At 69.2% G+C, this 14,999-nt stretch carries 14 protein-coding genes; 12 read left to right on the top strand and 2 right to left on the bottom strand.

What is annotated here, in order from left to right; genetic code table 11:
• Window positions 1–63: 63 nt before the first annotated feature.
• Window positions 64–1,503 carry an ethanolamine permease gene (eat, locus tag ACTWQN_RS33495; protein WP_443207653.1) on the bottom strand — a complete coding sequence of 480 codons (1,440 nt, stop codon included), beginning with the start codon at window positions 1,501–1,503 and terminating at the stop codon, window positions 64–66.
• 235 nt (window positions 1,504–1,738) lie between these two features.
• On the opposite strand from eat, the gene ACTWQN_RS33490 reads away from it, so the two are divergent.
• From ACTWQN_RS33490 to ACTWQN_RS33445, 10 genes are all read left to right on the top strand, one after another.
• Window positions 1,739–3,100: a glutamine synthetase family protein gene (locus ACTWQN_RS33490; protein WP_443207652.1), complete on the top strand. Its 1,362-nt coding sequence runs from the start codon at window positions 1,739–1,741 to the stop codon at window positions 3,098–3,100.
• A complete protein-coding gene (locus ACTWQN_RS33485) occupies window positions 3,081–3,809 on the top strand; it encodes a gamma-glutamyl-gamma-aminobutyrate hydrolase family protein (protein ID WP_443207651.1) in 729 nt (242 codons plus the stop codon). Before ACTWQN_RS33490 ends, ACTWQN_RS33485 begins: the two co-directional genes overlap by 20 nt.
• Window positions 3,799–5,163, top strand: coding sequence for an aldehyde dehydrogenase family protein (locus tag ACTWQN_RS33480; protein WP_443207650.1), 1,365 nt, complete (start codon window positions 3,799–3,801; stop codon window positions 5,161–5,163). Before ACTWQN_RS33485 ends, ACTWQN_RS33480 begins: the two co-directional genes overlap by 11 nt.
• 43 nt (window positions 5,164–5,206) lie before the next feature.
• Complete coding sequence (locus ACTWQN_RS33475) at window positions 5,207–5,974, top strand: 3-oxoacyl-ACP reductase (RefSeq protein ID WP_443207649.1); 768 nt, start codon at window positions 5,207–5,209, stop codon at window positions 5,972–5,974.
• A gap of 73 nt (window positions 5,975–6,047) precedes the next feature.
• Window positions 6,048–6,794, top strand: coding sequence for a FadR/GntR family transcriptional regulator (locus ACTWQN_RS33470; protein WP_443207648.1), 747 nt, complete (start codon window positions 6,048–6,050; stop codon window positions 6,792–6,794).
• A gap of 152 nt (window positions 6,795–6,946) precedes the next feature.
• Window positions 6,947–7,690, top strand: a complete 744-nt coding sequence (locus ACTWQN_RS33465; RefSeq protein WP_443207647.1) for a MerR family transcriptional regulator — start codon at window positions 6,947–6,949, stop codon at window positions 7,688–7,690.
• A 523-nt stretch (window positions 7,691–8,213) separates the two neighbouring features.
• The gene (locus tag ACTWQN_RS33460; RefSeq protein ID WP_443207646.1) at window positions 8,214–9,323 is read left to right on the top strand and encodes an ABC transporter substrate-binding protein; all 1,110 of its coding nucleotides are present in this window, start codon (window positions 8,214–8,216) and stop codon (window positions 9,321–9,323) included.
• Window positions 9,313–10,101: an ABC transporter permease gene (locus ACTWQN_RS33455; protein ID WP_443207645.1), complete on the top strand. Its 789-nt coding sequence runs from the start codon at window positions 9,313–9,315 to the stop codon at window positions 10,099–10,101. Before ACTWQN_RS33460 ends, ACTWQN_RS33455 begins: the two co-directional genes overlap by 11 nt.
• Entirely contained in the window at window positions 10,098–10,847 is a 750-nt protein-coding gene (locus ACTWQN_RS33450; RefSeq protein ID WP_443207644.1) for an ABC transporter ATP-binding protein, read from the top strand. Before ACTWQN_RS33455 ends, ACTWQN_RS33450 begins: the two co-directional genes overlap by 4 nt.
• Window positions 10,840–12,177 (top strand): LLM class flavin-dependent oxidoreductase, encoded by a 1,338-nt coding sequence (locus ACTWQN_RS33445; protein WP_443207643.1) that lies wholly within the window; start codon window positions 10,840–10,842, stop codon window positions 12,175–12,177. The genes ACTWQN_RS33450 and ACTWQN_RS33445 overlap by 8 nt, the downstream gene beginning before the upstream one ends.
• A 69-nt stretch (window positions 12,178–12,246) precedes the next feature.
• Here ACTWQN_RS33445 and ACTWQN_RS33440 read toward each other — a convergent pair whose 3' ends face one another.
• Window positions 12,247–12,681 carry a DUF4267 domain-containing protein gene (locus ACTWQN_RS33440; RefSeq protein ID WP_443207642.1) on the bottom strand — a complete coding sequence of 145 codons (435 nt, stop codon included), beginning with the start codon at window positions 12,679–12,681 and terminating at the stop codon, window positions 12,247–12,249.
• 90 nt (window positions 12,682–12,771) lie between these two features.
• Here ACTWQN_RS33440 and ACTWQN_RS33435 point away from each other — a divergent pair, with 90 nt between their 5' ends.
• Window positions 12,772–13,341, top strand: a complete 570-nt coding sequence (locus ACTWQN_RS33435) for a TetR/AcrR family transcriptional regulator (RefSeq protein ID WP_443207641.1) — start codon at window positions 12,772–12,774, stop codon at window positions 13,339–13,341.
• Window positions 13,342–13,554: 213 nt separating this feature from the next.
• Entirely contained in the window at window positions 13,555–14,787 is a 1,233-nt protein-coding gene (locus tag ACTWQN_RS33430) for a glycosyltransferase (protein WP_443207640.1), read from the top strand.
• Window positions 14,788–14,999: the final 212 nt, after the last annotated feature.

The following is a 14,999-nucleotide window of genomic DNA, read 5'->3' as shown; positions in this document are numbered from 1 at the left end:
ACCTGTGACCAACTTACTGGGTCACGGGTGCCCCTCACCCCGTTCTCATCACCCTGATCTGGGTTAGGAGAGTTCTGATTCGGCGGCTTGGAGGGCGGCGAATTCCTCTTCGGGGGCGTTGGCGATGAGGTGGTGGCGGCTGTAGAACCAGAAGTACGCCAGGGCGGCCAGGAAGATCAGGGCCATGATGGCGGCGGCGATCATGTCGACGATGAACGTCGCGATCACCGCCGCCACGGCCAGCATCAGCGCCACCGTGGTCGTCGCGACACCGCCGGGCGTTCGGTAGGGGCGTTCGAGGTTCGGCTCGCGGAAGCGCAGCACGATGTGCGAGAGGTTCAGCAGCACGTAGGAGACCGTCGCGCCGAAGACCGCGATGTTGATCAGCAGGGCGCCGTCGCGGGTGGCCGCGGCCAGCACGAAGCCGATCGCGCCCGGCACGATCAGGGCCAGGTACGGCGTCTTCCGCTTGCCGGTCACCGAAAGCCAGCGCGGCAGGTAACCGGCTCGGGACAGCGCGAACAGCTGGCGGGACGACGCGTAGATGATGGAGAAGAAGCTCGCCACCAGCCCGGCCAGTCCCACGTAGTTGACGATCTCGGCGAGCACGCTGTTGCCGCCCACGGCGGCCCGCACCGCCTCGGGCAGCGGGTTGTCGGCATCGGCGATGGCCGCCGATCCCGCGCCGCCCGGCGCGACCAGCAGGATCGCCGCGGCGAACACCAGCAGCACGGCGATCGCCGCGATGATGCCGCGCGGCATGTCCTTGCGGGGGTTGCGGGCCTCCTCCGCCGCGAGCGGAACCCCTTCCACCGCCAGGAAGAACCAGATCCCGTACACCAGCGAAGCGAGCACTCCCGCGTAACCCAGCGGCAGGAACGTGCTGGCGCCGAGGGCGTCGGTCGGCGCGATGTCGAACAGCTTCGAGGCCTCGAAATCGGGGATCATGCCGACCACGAACGCGACCAGGGCGAGCACCGCCACCACGGTGATGCCGAACATCAGCCGCAGCGCCTCACCGACGCCGTAGAGGTGGATTCCGACGAAGATGACGAAACACGCCAGGTACACCGGCCAGCTGTTGGTCAGCCCGAAAAGTCCGAGGGATTCCACGTAGCCGCCGATGAACACGGCGATCGCGGCTGGTGCGATGGCGTATTCGATGAGGATCGCGGTGCCCGTGGCGAAGCCGCCGAGCGGTCCGAGGGCGCGGCGCGCGAACCCGTACCCGGCGCCGGCCACCGGCAGCGCGGAGGCCATCTCGGCGAGGCCGAAGACCATGCAGGTGTACATCGTCGCCATCAGCACGGTGGCCAGCAGCAGTCCGCCCCAACCACCCTCGGCCAGCCCGAAGTTCCACCCGGCGAAGTCGCCGGAGATCACGTAGGAGACGCCCAGTCCGGCGAGCAGCACCCAACCCGCGGCGCCCTGCTGGAGCCGACGCTTGTCGAGGTAGTCGCTGCCTACTTGCTCGTAGTCCACCTGCCGCCGCTTCTCGGTCACGAGAGGGTCCTTCCGTGCTCGCACCTGATTGGTATGACCGTGGCCCATTGATTAGTTGGGCAGCGTGCTGCGGCTGTGGGCAGATGTCAATACTCTGTCGACTTCTGGATGTTGCCTCCAGGTAAACGACCTCCAGGTGTTGACATCGAGAAGTAGCGGCTGTTTCCATGAGGCCGCTCAAAGGTCTGGTCGCATACCAATAACGATCGATGGGTTCGGTCGGAGGGAGATGCCGGTGGCGCGCAACGAGGAACCGCTGACCGTGGAACGGCTGCGCGATCTGGTCGCCTCCGGCGAGGTGGACACCGTTGTCGTCGCGCTGACCGACATGCAGGGCAGGTTGCAGGGCAAGCGCTGTTCCGCCCGCTACTTCCTGGAAGAGGTCCTCGACCACGGCACCGAGGCGTGCAACTACCTGCTCGCGGTCGACGTCGACATGGCCACTGTGGACGGTTACGCGCTGTCTTCGTGGGAGACCGGCTACGGTGATTTCGTGCTGCGCCCGGATCTGCGCACCCTCCGCCGGATTCCCTGGCAGGAGGCGACCGCGCTGGTGCTCTGCGACGTGCTGTGGCACTCGGGCGAACCGGTCGCCCCCTCGCCGCGGCAGGTGCTCGGGCGGCAGCTCGACCGGCTCGCGGAGCTGGGGCTAACCGCGCACGTCGGGACCGAGCTGGAGTTCCTGGTCTTCCGCGACACCTACGAGCAGGCGTGGGACAAGCGGTACCACGAGCTGATCCCGATCAACCAGTACAATGTGGACTACTCGATCGCCGGTACCGGTCGGATCGAAGGGCTGCTGCGGCGGATCCGCAACGACATGACCGGCGCCGGGCTCTACGTCGAGTCGGCCAAGGGCGAGTGCAACTTCGGGCAGCACGAGATCGCCATCCGCTACGCGGACGCGCTGACCAGCTGCGACAACCACGCGCTCTACAAGAACGGCACCAAGGAGATCGCCGCGCAGGAAGGCGTCAGCCTGACCTTCATGGCCAAGTACGACGCCAGGGAGGGAAATTCCTGCCACATCCACGTGAGCCTGCGCGACGCCTCCGGTTCGGCCATGCCCGGCGACGGCGAGCACGGTTTCTCCCCGACCATGGCGCACTTCATCGCCGGTCAGCTGGCCTGCCTGCCGGAGCTGACCTACTTCCTGGCGCCGAACATCAACTCCTACAAGCGTTTCGCGCCGGGCAGTTTCGCGCCCACCACGATCGCGTGGGGTCGGGACAACCGCACCTGCGCGCTGCGGGTCGTCGGGCACGGCGAGAGCCTGCGGGTGGAGAACAGGGTGCCCGGCGGCGACGTGAACCCGTACCTGGCGGTGGCGGCGATCCTCGCGGCCGGGCTGCACGGGATCTCCGAGGAACTGCCGCTGGAGCCGATGCTGTCGGGCAACGCCTACGCCTCGGACAAGGACACGGTGCCGACCACGTTGCGGGATGCGGCGCGGTTGCTGGCGGAGAGCAAGGTCGCCGTCCAGGCCTTCGGGCAGGAAGTCGTCGACCACTACGTCAACGCGGCCCGCGTCGAGCTGGCCGCGTTCGACTCGGCGATCACCGACTGGGAGCGGATCCGTGGTTTCGAGCGCCTCTGACCGTCCGATCATCGGCATCAGCACCTACGTCGAGTCGGCCGGTTGGGGAGTCTGGAACCGCGAAGCGGCACTGCTGCCCACGAGCTACGTTGCCGCGGTGCACCGAAGCGGCGGCATTCCGGTGCTGCTACCCGTCCTCCCGGATGCGGCGGACGTAGCACTGTCCAGTGTGGACGCTCTGGTACTGGCAGGCGGCCCGGACGTCGACCCCGCCCGCTACGGCCAGCGGTCGCACCCCGCGCTCGGCCCCACGCAACCGCACCGGGACGACTGGGAGATCCGGCTGCTGCACGCCGCGCTCGACCGCGAGCTACCCGTCCTCGGCGTCTGCCGGGGCGCGCAGATCATGAACGTCGCGTTCGGCGGCACGCTGCACCAGCACCTGCCGGAACTCGTCGAACATCGCGAACACCAGCCGTCCCCAGCGGTTTTCGGCCGCAGCCGGGTGAAACTGCGGTCGGGCAGCCGGATCGCGTCGGTGCTCGGCGAGCAGGTCGACGTGCCCTGCTACCACCACCAGGCACTGGACCGGGTCGCCGCAGCGCTCGACGTGGTGGGCCAAGCCGACGACGGAACCGTCGAAGCGGTGGAGGTCGCCGGGCGGCGCTTCGCCGTCGGGGTGCAGTGGCATCCCGAAGAAGACGCAGTGGACGACCGGCTGTTCGCGGCGCTTGCCGCAGCGGCGAAGGAGGTGGACGGTGCCGCATGACGTGATCAACCCGGCGACCGAGCAGGTCGTGGCGACCGTGGCGCTGTGCGACGTCGAGGACACCGACGCGGCCATCGCGCGGGCGGTCCGCGCGCAGCGGTCGTGGCGCGCGCTCGCCCCTGCCGAGCGGGGGCGGCTGCTCCGGCGGTTCGCCGCGGCCGTCGACGCCGACATCGAGACGCTCGCCCGGCTGGAGGTCAGCAACTCCGGGCACACCATCGGCAACGCGCGCGGTGAGGCGAGCAACGTCCGGGACGTGCTGGAGTACTACGCCGCCGCGCCGGATCGGTTGTTCGGCAAGCAGATTCCGGTCGCCGATGGCGTGAACATCACGTTCCAGGAGCCGCTGGGCGTGGTCGGGGTGATCGTGCCGTGGAACTTCCCGATGCCCATCGCGGCCTGGGGGTTCGCCCCCGCGCTCGCGGCGGGCAACGCGGTCGTGCTCAAACCCGCCGAGCTCACCCCGCTCACCGCGATCCGGCTCGGCGAACTCGCCCTGCGAGCCGGACTTCCGGAGGGACTGCTGCAGGTCCTGCCGGGCCGGGGCTCGGTCGTCGGGGAGCGTTTCGTCACCCATCCCGACGTGCGCAAAGTGGTCTTCACCGGCTCCACCGCGGTCGGCCAGCGCATCATGGCCGGTTGCGCGAGCCAGGTGAAGCGCGTGACGTTGGAGCTGGGTGGCAAGAGCGCGAACATCGTCTTCGGCGACGCCGACCTGGAGCGCGCGGCGGCGACGGCGCCTCACGGTGTCTTCGACAACGCCGGGCAGGACTGCTGCGCCCGTTCCCGCATCCTGGTGCAGCGCAACGTCTACGACCGGTTCATGGAACTGCTGGAACCGGCGGTGCGCGGCGTGGTCGTCGGCGACCCGAGCGATGCGTTGACCGAGATGGGGCCGCTGATCTCGGCGCAGCACCGGGCCAAGGTCGCCGGGTACGTCCCCGATGGCGCCCCGGTGGCGTTCCGCGGCGATGCGCCCACCGGTGACGGATTCTGGTTCCCACCAACGGTTCTCGCCACCGGACTGACCGATCCCGCGTTCACCGAGGAGATCTTCGGCCCGGTGGTGGCGGTGGTGCCCTTCGACGACGAGGCCGACGCGGTGCGCATCGCCAACGACACCGAGTACGGTCTGTCCGGGTCGATCTGGACCCGCGATGTCGCCCGCGCGCTGCGGGTCTCGCGCGCGGTGGAGGCCGGGAACCTGTCGGTCAACTCGCACTCTTCGGTGCGCTACAACACGCCGTTCGGCGGATTCAAGCAATCCGGGCTCGGTCGCGAGCTCGGACCGGACGCCCTCGACGCGTTCACCGAGACCAAGAACGTCTTCATCCCCACTTCGGAAGGCGCATGAGCGGGCCGAGGTGCGGGTGTCCCGCGAGATACAGGAGTGAGCAATGCCGGAACGTCTGCAAGACCGCGTCGCCGTCATCACCGGCGGTGCCAGCGGGATCGGCCTGGCCACGGCTCGCCGGTTCGTCGCCGAGGGTGCCAAGGTCGTCATCGCCGACCTCGACCCGGACACCGGCAAGCGCGCCGCCGAAGAGGTGGGCGGGCGGTTCGTCCAGACCGACGTGACCGACGCGGATGCGGTCGCCCAGCTGTTCGCCACCGCCGACGCCGAGTTCGGGTCGATCGACATCGCCTTCAACAACGCCGGGATCTCCCCGCCCGAGGACGACTCCATCCTGGACACCGGGATCGAGGCGTGGCGCAAGGTGCAGGAGGTCAACCTCACCTCGGTCTACCTGTGCTGCAAGCACGTCCTGCCCTACATGCGCAGGCAGGGCAAGGGATCGATCATCAACACCGCGTCGTTCGTGGCGGTGATGGGTGCGGCCACCTCGCAGATCTCCTACACCGCGAGCAAGGGCGGCGTGCTGGCGATGTCCCGCGAACTCGGCGTGCAGTTCGCGCGGGAGGGCATCCGGGTCAACGCGCTGTGCCCGGGGCCGGTGAACACCCCGCTGCTGCAGGAGCTGTTCGCCAAGGACCCGGAGCGCGCCGCGCGGCGGTTGGTGCACGTTCCGTTGGGGCGCTTCGCCGAGGCGAGCGAGATCGCCGCCGCGGTCGCCTTCCTGGCCAGCGACGACGCGTCGTTCATCACCGCATCGCAGTTCCTGGTCGACGGCGGGATCTCGGGCGCGTACGTCACGCCGCTGTGAGTCTCCGGTTCGGGGCGCCGCGGCGCGCACCCGTATCGTCGCCGGTACCGACATCGAGCTGGGGGAGAGGGACGTGACCAGCCAGAACGAGTCGCTGGTGCTGCAAAGCCGGGCGAGCGAAGCGCTGTTCCGCGCGGTGCGCACCGGCAACGCGTTCGAGGAGACCGTGGAACGCCTGCTGCAGGCGATCCGGCTCGGCGTGGTGGCGCCGGGCGAGCGGCTGCCCGCCGAGCGGGAGCTGGCCACTCGGCTCAACGTCAGCCGGGTGACGTTGCGGGAGGCGATCCGGGCGTTGCAGGAGGCCGGTTACGTCGAATCCCGGCGCGGTCGCTACGGCGGCACGTTCGTCAACGTCGAACCGGCCCGCCCCAACCGCAAGGGGCCCCGCCGGATCGCCCGCGAGATGGGCGTCGACTTGCACGACGCCCTCACCCACCGGCATGTGCTGGAGGCCGGTGCCGCCGAACAAGCCGCCACCCGCGAACTCGGCGAAGCCGAGCGCGCCCACCTGGTGTCGCGACTCTCCGACGCGGGCACCGCGGAGCTGCACAACTACCGCCGGATGGACTCCCGCCTACACCTAGCGATCGCTGAACTAACCGGCTCAGCGTCGCTGACCTCAGCAGTCGCCGACGTCCGAATGCGCCTGAACGAACTCCTAGACGCGATCCCCCTACTGGAACGCAACATCACCCACTCAAACGAACAACACGAAGAAGTGGTCCGCGCCATCCTCAACGGCGACCCGACCACCGCCCGCCAATCAATGGCCGAACACCTAGAAGGCACCGCCGCCCTACTACGAGGCTTCCTCTCATAACCCCACCCAGCGCGTGGGCGGTCATGGGTGAAGGGCACCTTTGGCCGAGTATGCCGGTCAAAGGTGCCCTTCAGCCCTCACCCGATTGGGGTCTTGAGTGGGGGAGCGTGCTGGGGGTCGTTGTCGGGGTCGGGCGAACTAGACTTTGTTGGGTGGCGGAATACCGGATCGACGATCTTGCTCGGGCTGCGGGCACGACGGTGCGCAACGTGCGCGTCTACCAGGACCGGGAGTTGTTGCCGCCGCCTCGTCGCCAGGGGCGAACGGCGATCTACTCCGACGCGCACCTGGTGCGGTTGCGGCTGATCATCAACATGCTGGAGCGCGGCTACGCGTTCGCCCAGATCAAGGAGATGATCACGGCCTGGGAGTCCGGTCGCAGCCTTGGTGAGGTGCTCGGGTTGGAGGAGGCGGTGGGCGCTTCCTGGGCGGAGGAGGCGCCGCGCCCCGTCACGGTGGCCGAGCTGCGCAAGAAGTTCGGCAAGCAGTTCTCCCCGGCCAACATCAAGCGGTCGATCGAGCTGGGCCTGCTGGAGCGGCGCGGTCGCGGCTTCGTCGCGCCGAGCCCGCAACTGCTGGACGCCGGGGCCGAGCTGGTCGCCCTCGGGGTGCCGCTCAGCGCGGTGCTGGACCTGGCCGAGCAGTTGCAGGCCGACATCGACCACGTCGCCGGGGCGCTGGTGGAGGTGGTGCGCGAACACGTGCTGATCCGCCCGGTGCCAGGTGAGGACGATGTCCCGTACTACTCGGAAGTGCTGCAGCGGTTGCGGCCGCTGGTGATGTCCGCGCTCAACGCCGCCGCGGCGCGTTCGGCCGAGCGGGTGATCCCCGAGGTGCTCGGCGACCGCCTGGTCGAACTGCTGGAGCGCACCCACCGGCCCGACCAGGTCTCCTGATCCGTCCCGTCGACGGCCGCGCCAGGCACGGCATCTCGGCGCGCTGGTCCCGCACAGGTGAACCAATCATCCTTTGTGGACAGCGGAGGCCCGGGATCGGTGGAGTCGAGACACCGCCTATTCGTACGTAGAACTAAGAACGCGCGCAGAGCCGGGCTCGGCAGTACGTGAAAATCCCGGCTCTCACCGTAATCACGAACCCCAGGCCCCAAACGCCAATCCGCGCAACCGCACGTGCGGACAGGCTCTCAGTACTTGAGATGTTGTTCCCAGGCCCGGATCGCCCCTTTATGCTCGGGCCCGTGATCTCACCCAACACGTTCGTCGAACGACGCGCCATCGATCTGATGCGCGTCACGTGTTGTTCGTGTCGTTGATCTGACGGCCCATTCGCAGCCGCACCGCCGCAACGGCCTGTTCGCAAAGTCCCGTCACGACAAGGGACCTCTCTGCCGTTCATCACCCCGTAGCCAACCGGGGCTCCTCGTCCTGCGCTGAGCACGCACCGAAAAGTAGGTTGCTGATGTCCTCGTCGACCCAGGCCGGGCGCATTCGCCTGGCCCGACAACGAAAATCCATCACCAGAGCCATCGCCGCGCTGGCCGCGCTGTTCGTGCTCGCCGGTTGCGCCTCCGGCGGCGAGGCCGGTCGGCTGCCCGCGGACGCGCCGCTGCCCACCGCCATCCCGCCGGGGACCAAACTCGTCGTCGCGGACCAGCAGGAGCGGTTGCAGAGCCTGTTCCGCGCCTCCGGGGAGTTCGACAAGATGCCGGTGAAACCCGAGTTCGCCAACTTCACCGGCGGTCCCGAGGTGCTGGAGTCGTTCCGCGCCGAGGCCGCCGACATCGCCATCGTCGGCGACACCCCGCCGATCTACGCGCAGGCTTCCGGTGCGGACGTCCCGATCGTCGCGGCTTACCGGGTCGACCCGAATTCGACGCGCTTCGCGGTGACCCCCGGGGCGGATGTGCGCACCTTGGCGGATCTGCGCGGCAAGAAGATCGCCTACGCCGAAGGCACCGCGCAGCAGGCAGCGGTGTTGCGCGCGCTGGAAAAAGCGAGTCTGACCACGGATGATGTGCAGCTCGTCCGGCTGCAGCTGGCCGAGTTCAACGATGCGGTGCGCACCGGAGCGGTGGATGTCGCACCGCTGAACGAGCCCCGGCTGACCAGGTTCCTGACCCAGACCGAGGGCCGGGGCACCACGCTGCCGATCGCCGAGAACGGCGGCACCAGCACCGGCCTCAGCTTCCTCTACACGCGGCGCGCGGCACTGGAAGATCCCGGCAAGGCCGCGGCCATCAGGGCGTTCGTGGAGCACTTCGTCGCGGCCCGGCAATGGGCGGCCACCCATCCCGACGAGTGGATCGACTTCTACTACGTCAACAACCAGGGCGTCACCCGCACCGACGGCGAGCGGATCGTGGCGACCGAAGGCGATGTCGTCTTCCCCAGGCTCGACGAGTCGCTGATCGCCACCCAGCAGCACACCATCGACCTGCTGCTGGCCGACGGTGGCCTGCCGAAGCCCCTGAACGCCCACGACCACTTCGATCGGCGATTCGACGCGGTCATCGAGGAAGCGGCGCAGCGGGTCGGCGCCAGTCGAGGGGAGCCGGGCAATGGCGGCTGAGCGCCGACGACTGGGGCCGGGCCGCAAGATCCCGTTCTTCCGGCTCCTCGGTCCAATCGTGCTGTTGCTGGTCTGGCAGCTGACGTCGGGCGCGGGTCTGCTCTCGCCGCACACGCTCACACCGCCCGCGCAGGTGGTGTCCACCGCCGGGGAGCTGCTCGCCGACGGTCGGCTGCAATCGCACCTGCTGACGTCGTTGTGGCGGGCTTCGGTGTCGTTGCTGCTGGGCGTGTTGATCGGCTTGGCGCTGGCGCTGGTGGCGGGGCTGAGCCGCTTCGGGGAGGCGTTGGTCGACGGGCCGGTGCAGATCAAGCGGGCGATCCCGACGCTGGCGCTGATCCCGCTGGCGATCATCTGGTTCGGCATCGGCGAGGGCATGAAGATCACGGTGGTGACGCTGGCCGTGCTGGTGCCGATCTACCTCAACACCCACGCCGCCTTGCGCGGCGTCGACGGGCGATTCGTGGAGCTGGCCGAGACGGTGCGGCTGAGTCGCTGGCAGTTCGTGCGCCGGATCGCGATTCCCGGTTCGCTGCCCGGTTTCTTCACCGGGCTGCGGATGGCGGTGACGATTTCCTGGCTGGCGCTCGTGGTGGTGGAGCAGATCAACGCGACCAGCGGCATCGGCTCGCTGATGACGCAGGCCCGCAACTACGCGCAGACCGACATCATCGTGGTGGGCCTGGTCATCTACGCCTTGTTCGGGCTGCTGTCGGACGGTGTCGTGCGATTCGCGGAAGGGCGGGTGCTGTCGTGGCGCCGAACACTGGACAGTTGACCGAACGGTCCGAGGAGCTCCACAGTGGACAATCGGTGGTCGAGGTGCGTCGACTGGTCCGCCGGTTCGGCGACCGGGTGGTGCTCGACGGCGTCGATCTCGACATCGGGCGGGGTGAGTTCGTCGCGCTGCTGGGCCGCAGCGGCTCCGGCAAGAGCACGTTGTTGCGCGCGCTCGCCGAACTCGACCACGACGTGACCGGCAGCGGGCTGGCCGCGGTACCGGAAAACCGCGCGGTCGTCTTCCAGGATTCCCGGCTGCTGCCGTGGGCCAGGGTGCTCGACAACGTCATCCTCGGCCTCTCCGGTGCCGACTCGGCCGAGCGCGGCCGGGCCGTGCTGCGCGAGGTGGGGCTCGCCGGGCGGGAGCGGTCCTGGCCCAACGCGCTCTCCGGCGGCGAGCAGCAGCGCGCCGCGCTGGCCCGTTCCCTGGTGCGGGAACCCGAACTCCTGCTCGCCGACGAGCCCTTCGGTGCGCTCGACGCGCTGACCCGGATCCGGATGCACCGGCTGCTCCAGGAGTTGTGCGCCCGGCACCGGCCCGCGGTGCTGCTGGTGACGCACGACGTCGACGAGGCGATCACGCTGGCCGACCGGGTTCTGGTGCTCGACGGCGGAAAGATCGCCGTGAACCGGGAAATCGACCTGCCAGCACCGAGATCGCACCGCGATGCGCGGTTCATCGACCACCGGGACGCGCTGCTCGCGGCGCTCGGTGTCCACGAATGGGAGGAATCAAGTGAGTGAACGGAAACTGCACCTCAACGCGTTCCTGATGGGCGTCGGCCACCACGAGGCGGCCTGGCGGTTGCCGGAGAGCGACCCGGCGGCCAACAACAGCCCGGCGCACTACGTGGCGTTGGCGCGCATCGCCGAGCGCGGCACCTTCGACTCGGTGTTCCTCGCCGACGCCCCGGCCTTGCGGGTCGACGTCGGCCAGCGCCCAGCCACCGCGCTGGAACCGACCGTGCTGTTGACCGCGCTGGCGATCGCCACTGACCGGATCGGGCTGATCGCCACCGCGTCCACCACCTACAACGAGCCCTACAACCTCGCCCGCCGGTTCGCTTCGCTGGACCACATCAGCGGCGGTCGGGCGGGCTGGAACATCGTCACCAACGCGGTGGTGGAGGCGGCGCGCAACTTCAACCTGGACGAGCTGCCGTCGCACCGCGACCGCTACCGGCGCGCCCAGGAGTTCGTCGAGGTCTCCCAGAAGCTCTGGGACAGCTGGGAAGACGATGCCGAGGTGGGCGACAAGTCCGGGATCTGGGCGGATGAGCGCAAGGTGCACACCATCGACCACCGGGGCGAGCACTTCGCGGTTCGCGGTCCGCTGAACGTGCCCCGCTCGCCGCAGGGCCACCCGGTGCTGGTGCAGGCCGGTTCTTCCGAAGACGGCAAGGCGCTGGCCGCGCGCTTCGCCGAAGCCGTGTTCACCGCGCAGCAGACCTTGGACGAGGGCAAGGCGTTCTACGCCGACCTCAAGGAACGCGCGCGGCAGTTCGGCCGCGACCCGGAGGCGGTCAAGATCCTGCCGGGCATCGTGCCGGTCATCGGCGGCACCGAAACCGAGGCCCGGAAGCTGGCGGCCGACCTGCGCGACCACATCGTGCACGGCTACGCGTTGCAGCGGCTGTCCGGCACGTTGGGCATCACGCTGACCGAGGACGATCTCGACCGGCGGCTTCCGGCGGAACTGCCCGGTGAGGACCAGATCGAGACGGCCAAGAGCCGCTACACACTGGTGGTCGACCTGGCCAGGCGCGAGGACCTGACCGTGCGGGAGATCATCCACCGCCTCGGCGGCGGCCGGGGGCACCGCACCTTCACCGGCACGCCCGAGCAGATCGCCGACACCATCGAGAAGTGGTTCATCAGCGGCGCCGCCGACGGGTTCAACGTGATGCCCCCGGTGCTCCCGTCGGGCCTGGCGTCCTTCGTGGACCACGTGGTGCCGATCCTCCGCCAGCGCGGCCTGTTCCGCACCGAGTACACCGGGCGGACGCTGCGCGAGCACTACGGCCTGCGCCGCCCCGCCAACCAGTTCGCCCAACCCCGCGAAGCCGTCTTCTGAGCTCCACCCGCGCCGAACCCGGCGGACCGGGGCGGGTTTCAGGCGTGCTGCGGGGCCGGGCGAGCGGTGTCAGCGCATCGCGGGTTGGGCCGGGTCCTGCTTCGTCGCGGTGGTGTCGGGCAGCGGCCGTTCGCGGAGCAGGAGGACGGCGGCCACGATCACGACGACCCCGGTAGCCGCGTGGATGCCGAGCGCGGCCGCCAGGGTGCCGCCGTGTGTCACGACGTTCGCGGCGTCGACGAACGGGATGATCGCGTCGGCGAGCAGCACCCAGCCCAGGGCCCGTCGTTGGCGCAGCGCCAACAGGATGAAGATGATGATCGCGCAGACGAGGTCGCGGACCGCCTTGATGACGAAGTAGCCCGCCGCGTTGCCGTGCGGCCACTCGGGGATGCCGAACCCCGCCGCCGATCCCTCCGGGTTGATCAGGAAGCCCGTCCCGAACCACACCACGAAGAGCCCGAGCAGGACGACCAGTCCGGTGGTGAAGTGCCGCAACTTCATGACTGTCTCCAGTTTGTCTAGCATCGATCGTTGTCCTAGCGACGCTAGCAGTAGCGACGATCGATTGTCTAGCAGTGCTAGGATCGGACTGTGTCTGTCAAAGAGCGCAAGGAACGGGAACGGGCCGAACGGCACCGGTTGATCATCGCCGCAGCGCGCGAGCTCGCCGAGGCCGAAGGCTGGGACGCGGTCACCACGCGGCGGCTGGCGGAACGGGTCGAATACAGCCAACCGGTCCTCTACAGCCACTTCAGCGGCAAGGACGCCATCGTCGCCGCGGTGGCCGTCGAAGGTTGCGCGGAACTCGCCGCCGAGCTGCGCCGGGCCCGAACCGGCCGCCGGGCTCCCAAGGCGGCCATCCGCGCGCTGGCCGATGCCTACCTCGGATTCGCTCGCGATCGGCCCGCGCTGTACGAGGCGATGTTCGTCCGGCCCACCGACATCCCCTTCGGCACCGATGAAACGCCTGCGGAGCTGCGCGAGGCCTTCGGGGAATTCGTCGCGGTGCTCGAACCGCTGGCCGCCGACCGCGACCTGGAGACCTTCGCCGAGGTCGTCTGGAGCGCCCTGCACGGGCTGGCGGTTCTCACCCGCGCCGACCGCCTCCGAGTCAGCCACCACAAAGCGCGCCTCGACGTGCTGATCGACCAACTCGCCTAGACCCCGACCACGAAAGCACGCCGACGCCACGACCCGTCGGCGCCGGGCCGACTGGACCAACCGGACAAGAGGCCCGCTCACCCGACAACGCGTCACCACCGCGTGATGGGGACTGGGTGAGGGGCACCCGTGACCCAGTTACTTGGTCATGGGTGCCCCTCACCCCTCACCTGAACGGAGGTTGGCGCGGTCGTCGGCGCCATACTGGGTGGTGTGAGGGTGCTGATCATCGCTGTCGGGTCTCGCGGGGACGTTGTGCCATATGTCGGGCTGGGGCGGCGGATTCGGGACGCGGGGCATCCGGTGGCCGTCGCCGCGCATCGGCCGTTCGCCGGGGTGGTGCGGGAGAACGGGTTGGAGTTCCGGGAGATTCCCGGTGAGCTGCGGGATCTGGTGTCGCACGCGCCGGACAGCACGCTCTCGCCGAGGTTCATGGCACAGCGCATCAAGCGCACCACCCGGTACTTCAACGCGGTGGGCCGCGGTGTGCTGGACGTGGCGAAGCAGGGCGCCGATGTGCTGTTGCAGTGCGGGACAGTGCCATTCGGCTACCACGTCGCCAAGGGCTTGGGGATCCCGAGCATGGGCGTCTACCTGCAACCCATCGAACCGTCCGGGGACTTCCCGCCGATCCTGTTCCACACCGCGCGGTCCATCGGGCAGCGGGGGAACCGGACGTTGGGGCACCTGGCGTTGGCGTCGTTGTTCCCGGTCAACCGCGTGGTGAACGAGTTGCGGGTGGAGCTCGGGCTGCCGCGCGTCGGCGCGTTGCAGGCGTTGGCGGCGCAGCAGGTCGAGCGGTGGCCGATCTTCCACGGATACTCCCCGGCGGTCCTGCCGCGCCCGGCCGACTGGCGGGACGGGCTGTCGGTGGTCGGCTACTGGTGGCCACCCGCCCGGGAGGATTGGTCGCCGCCCCAGGAGTTGGTGGACTTCTTGGCCGCCGGACCACCGCCGGTGTTCATCGGGTTCGGCAGCATGGCCGGTGGGCACGGGCAGCGGTTGTCGGAGCTGGTGGCTGCGGCGGTGCGCCAGGCCGGGGTGCGGGCGGTCGTGCAGCGCGGTTGGGCCGGGCTTTCGGTTGCCAGCGATGACGTGCTCACGGTCGACGACGTGCCGCACGAGTGGTTGTTCCCGCAGCTGAGCGCGGTGGTGCACCATGCTGGCGCGGGCACCACCGGGGCCGCGCTGCGGGCTGGGGTTCCGGCCGTGGCGGTGCCGATGTTCGCCGACCAGCCGCTGTGGGCGTCCCGGATCTTCGCGCTCGGGGCAGGACCAGCGCCGGTGCCGATGCAGCGGTTGACGCCGCAGCGGCTCGGCGACGCCATCCGGCAGGCCCTCGCCTGGCCGCGCTACCGGGCCAACGCCGCGCGGCTCGCGGAGCGGATTCGCGCCGACGACGGCGCCGCGCCGGTGGTCGAAGCACTGCACGGACTTTCGGTGTGAAAGAGAGTGCGCGGGTTGGTTAGCGTGCTTCCAGGACTACCGGCGGGAATTCGGGCTCAACTCGCGCAATCGGATCGTCCTCATCCTGGTGACGACTGCCTTCGCGTTCCAATTCTCCAGCAGTTGCCCGGATCCGATAGCGTCGGGGTTACCGCGGGATCACGGTTGGAACACGTCGATTCCGCCTGCCGTGACCTGCGATCTTCCGCGAA

This window comes from Saccharopolyspora antiqui, from assembly GCF_052246905.1.
Taxonomy (GTDB): Bacteria; Actinomycetota; Actinomycetes; order Mycobacteriales; family Pseudonocardiaceae; genus Saccharopolyspora.
Note: the sequence above shows the minus strand (reverse complement) of the source record. Positions and strands in the feature narration are given on the sequence as shown.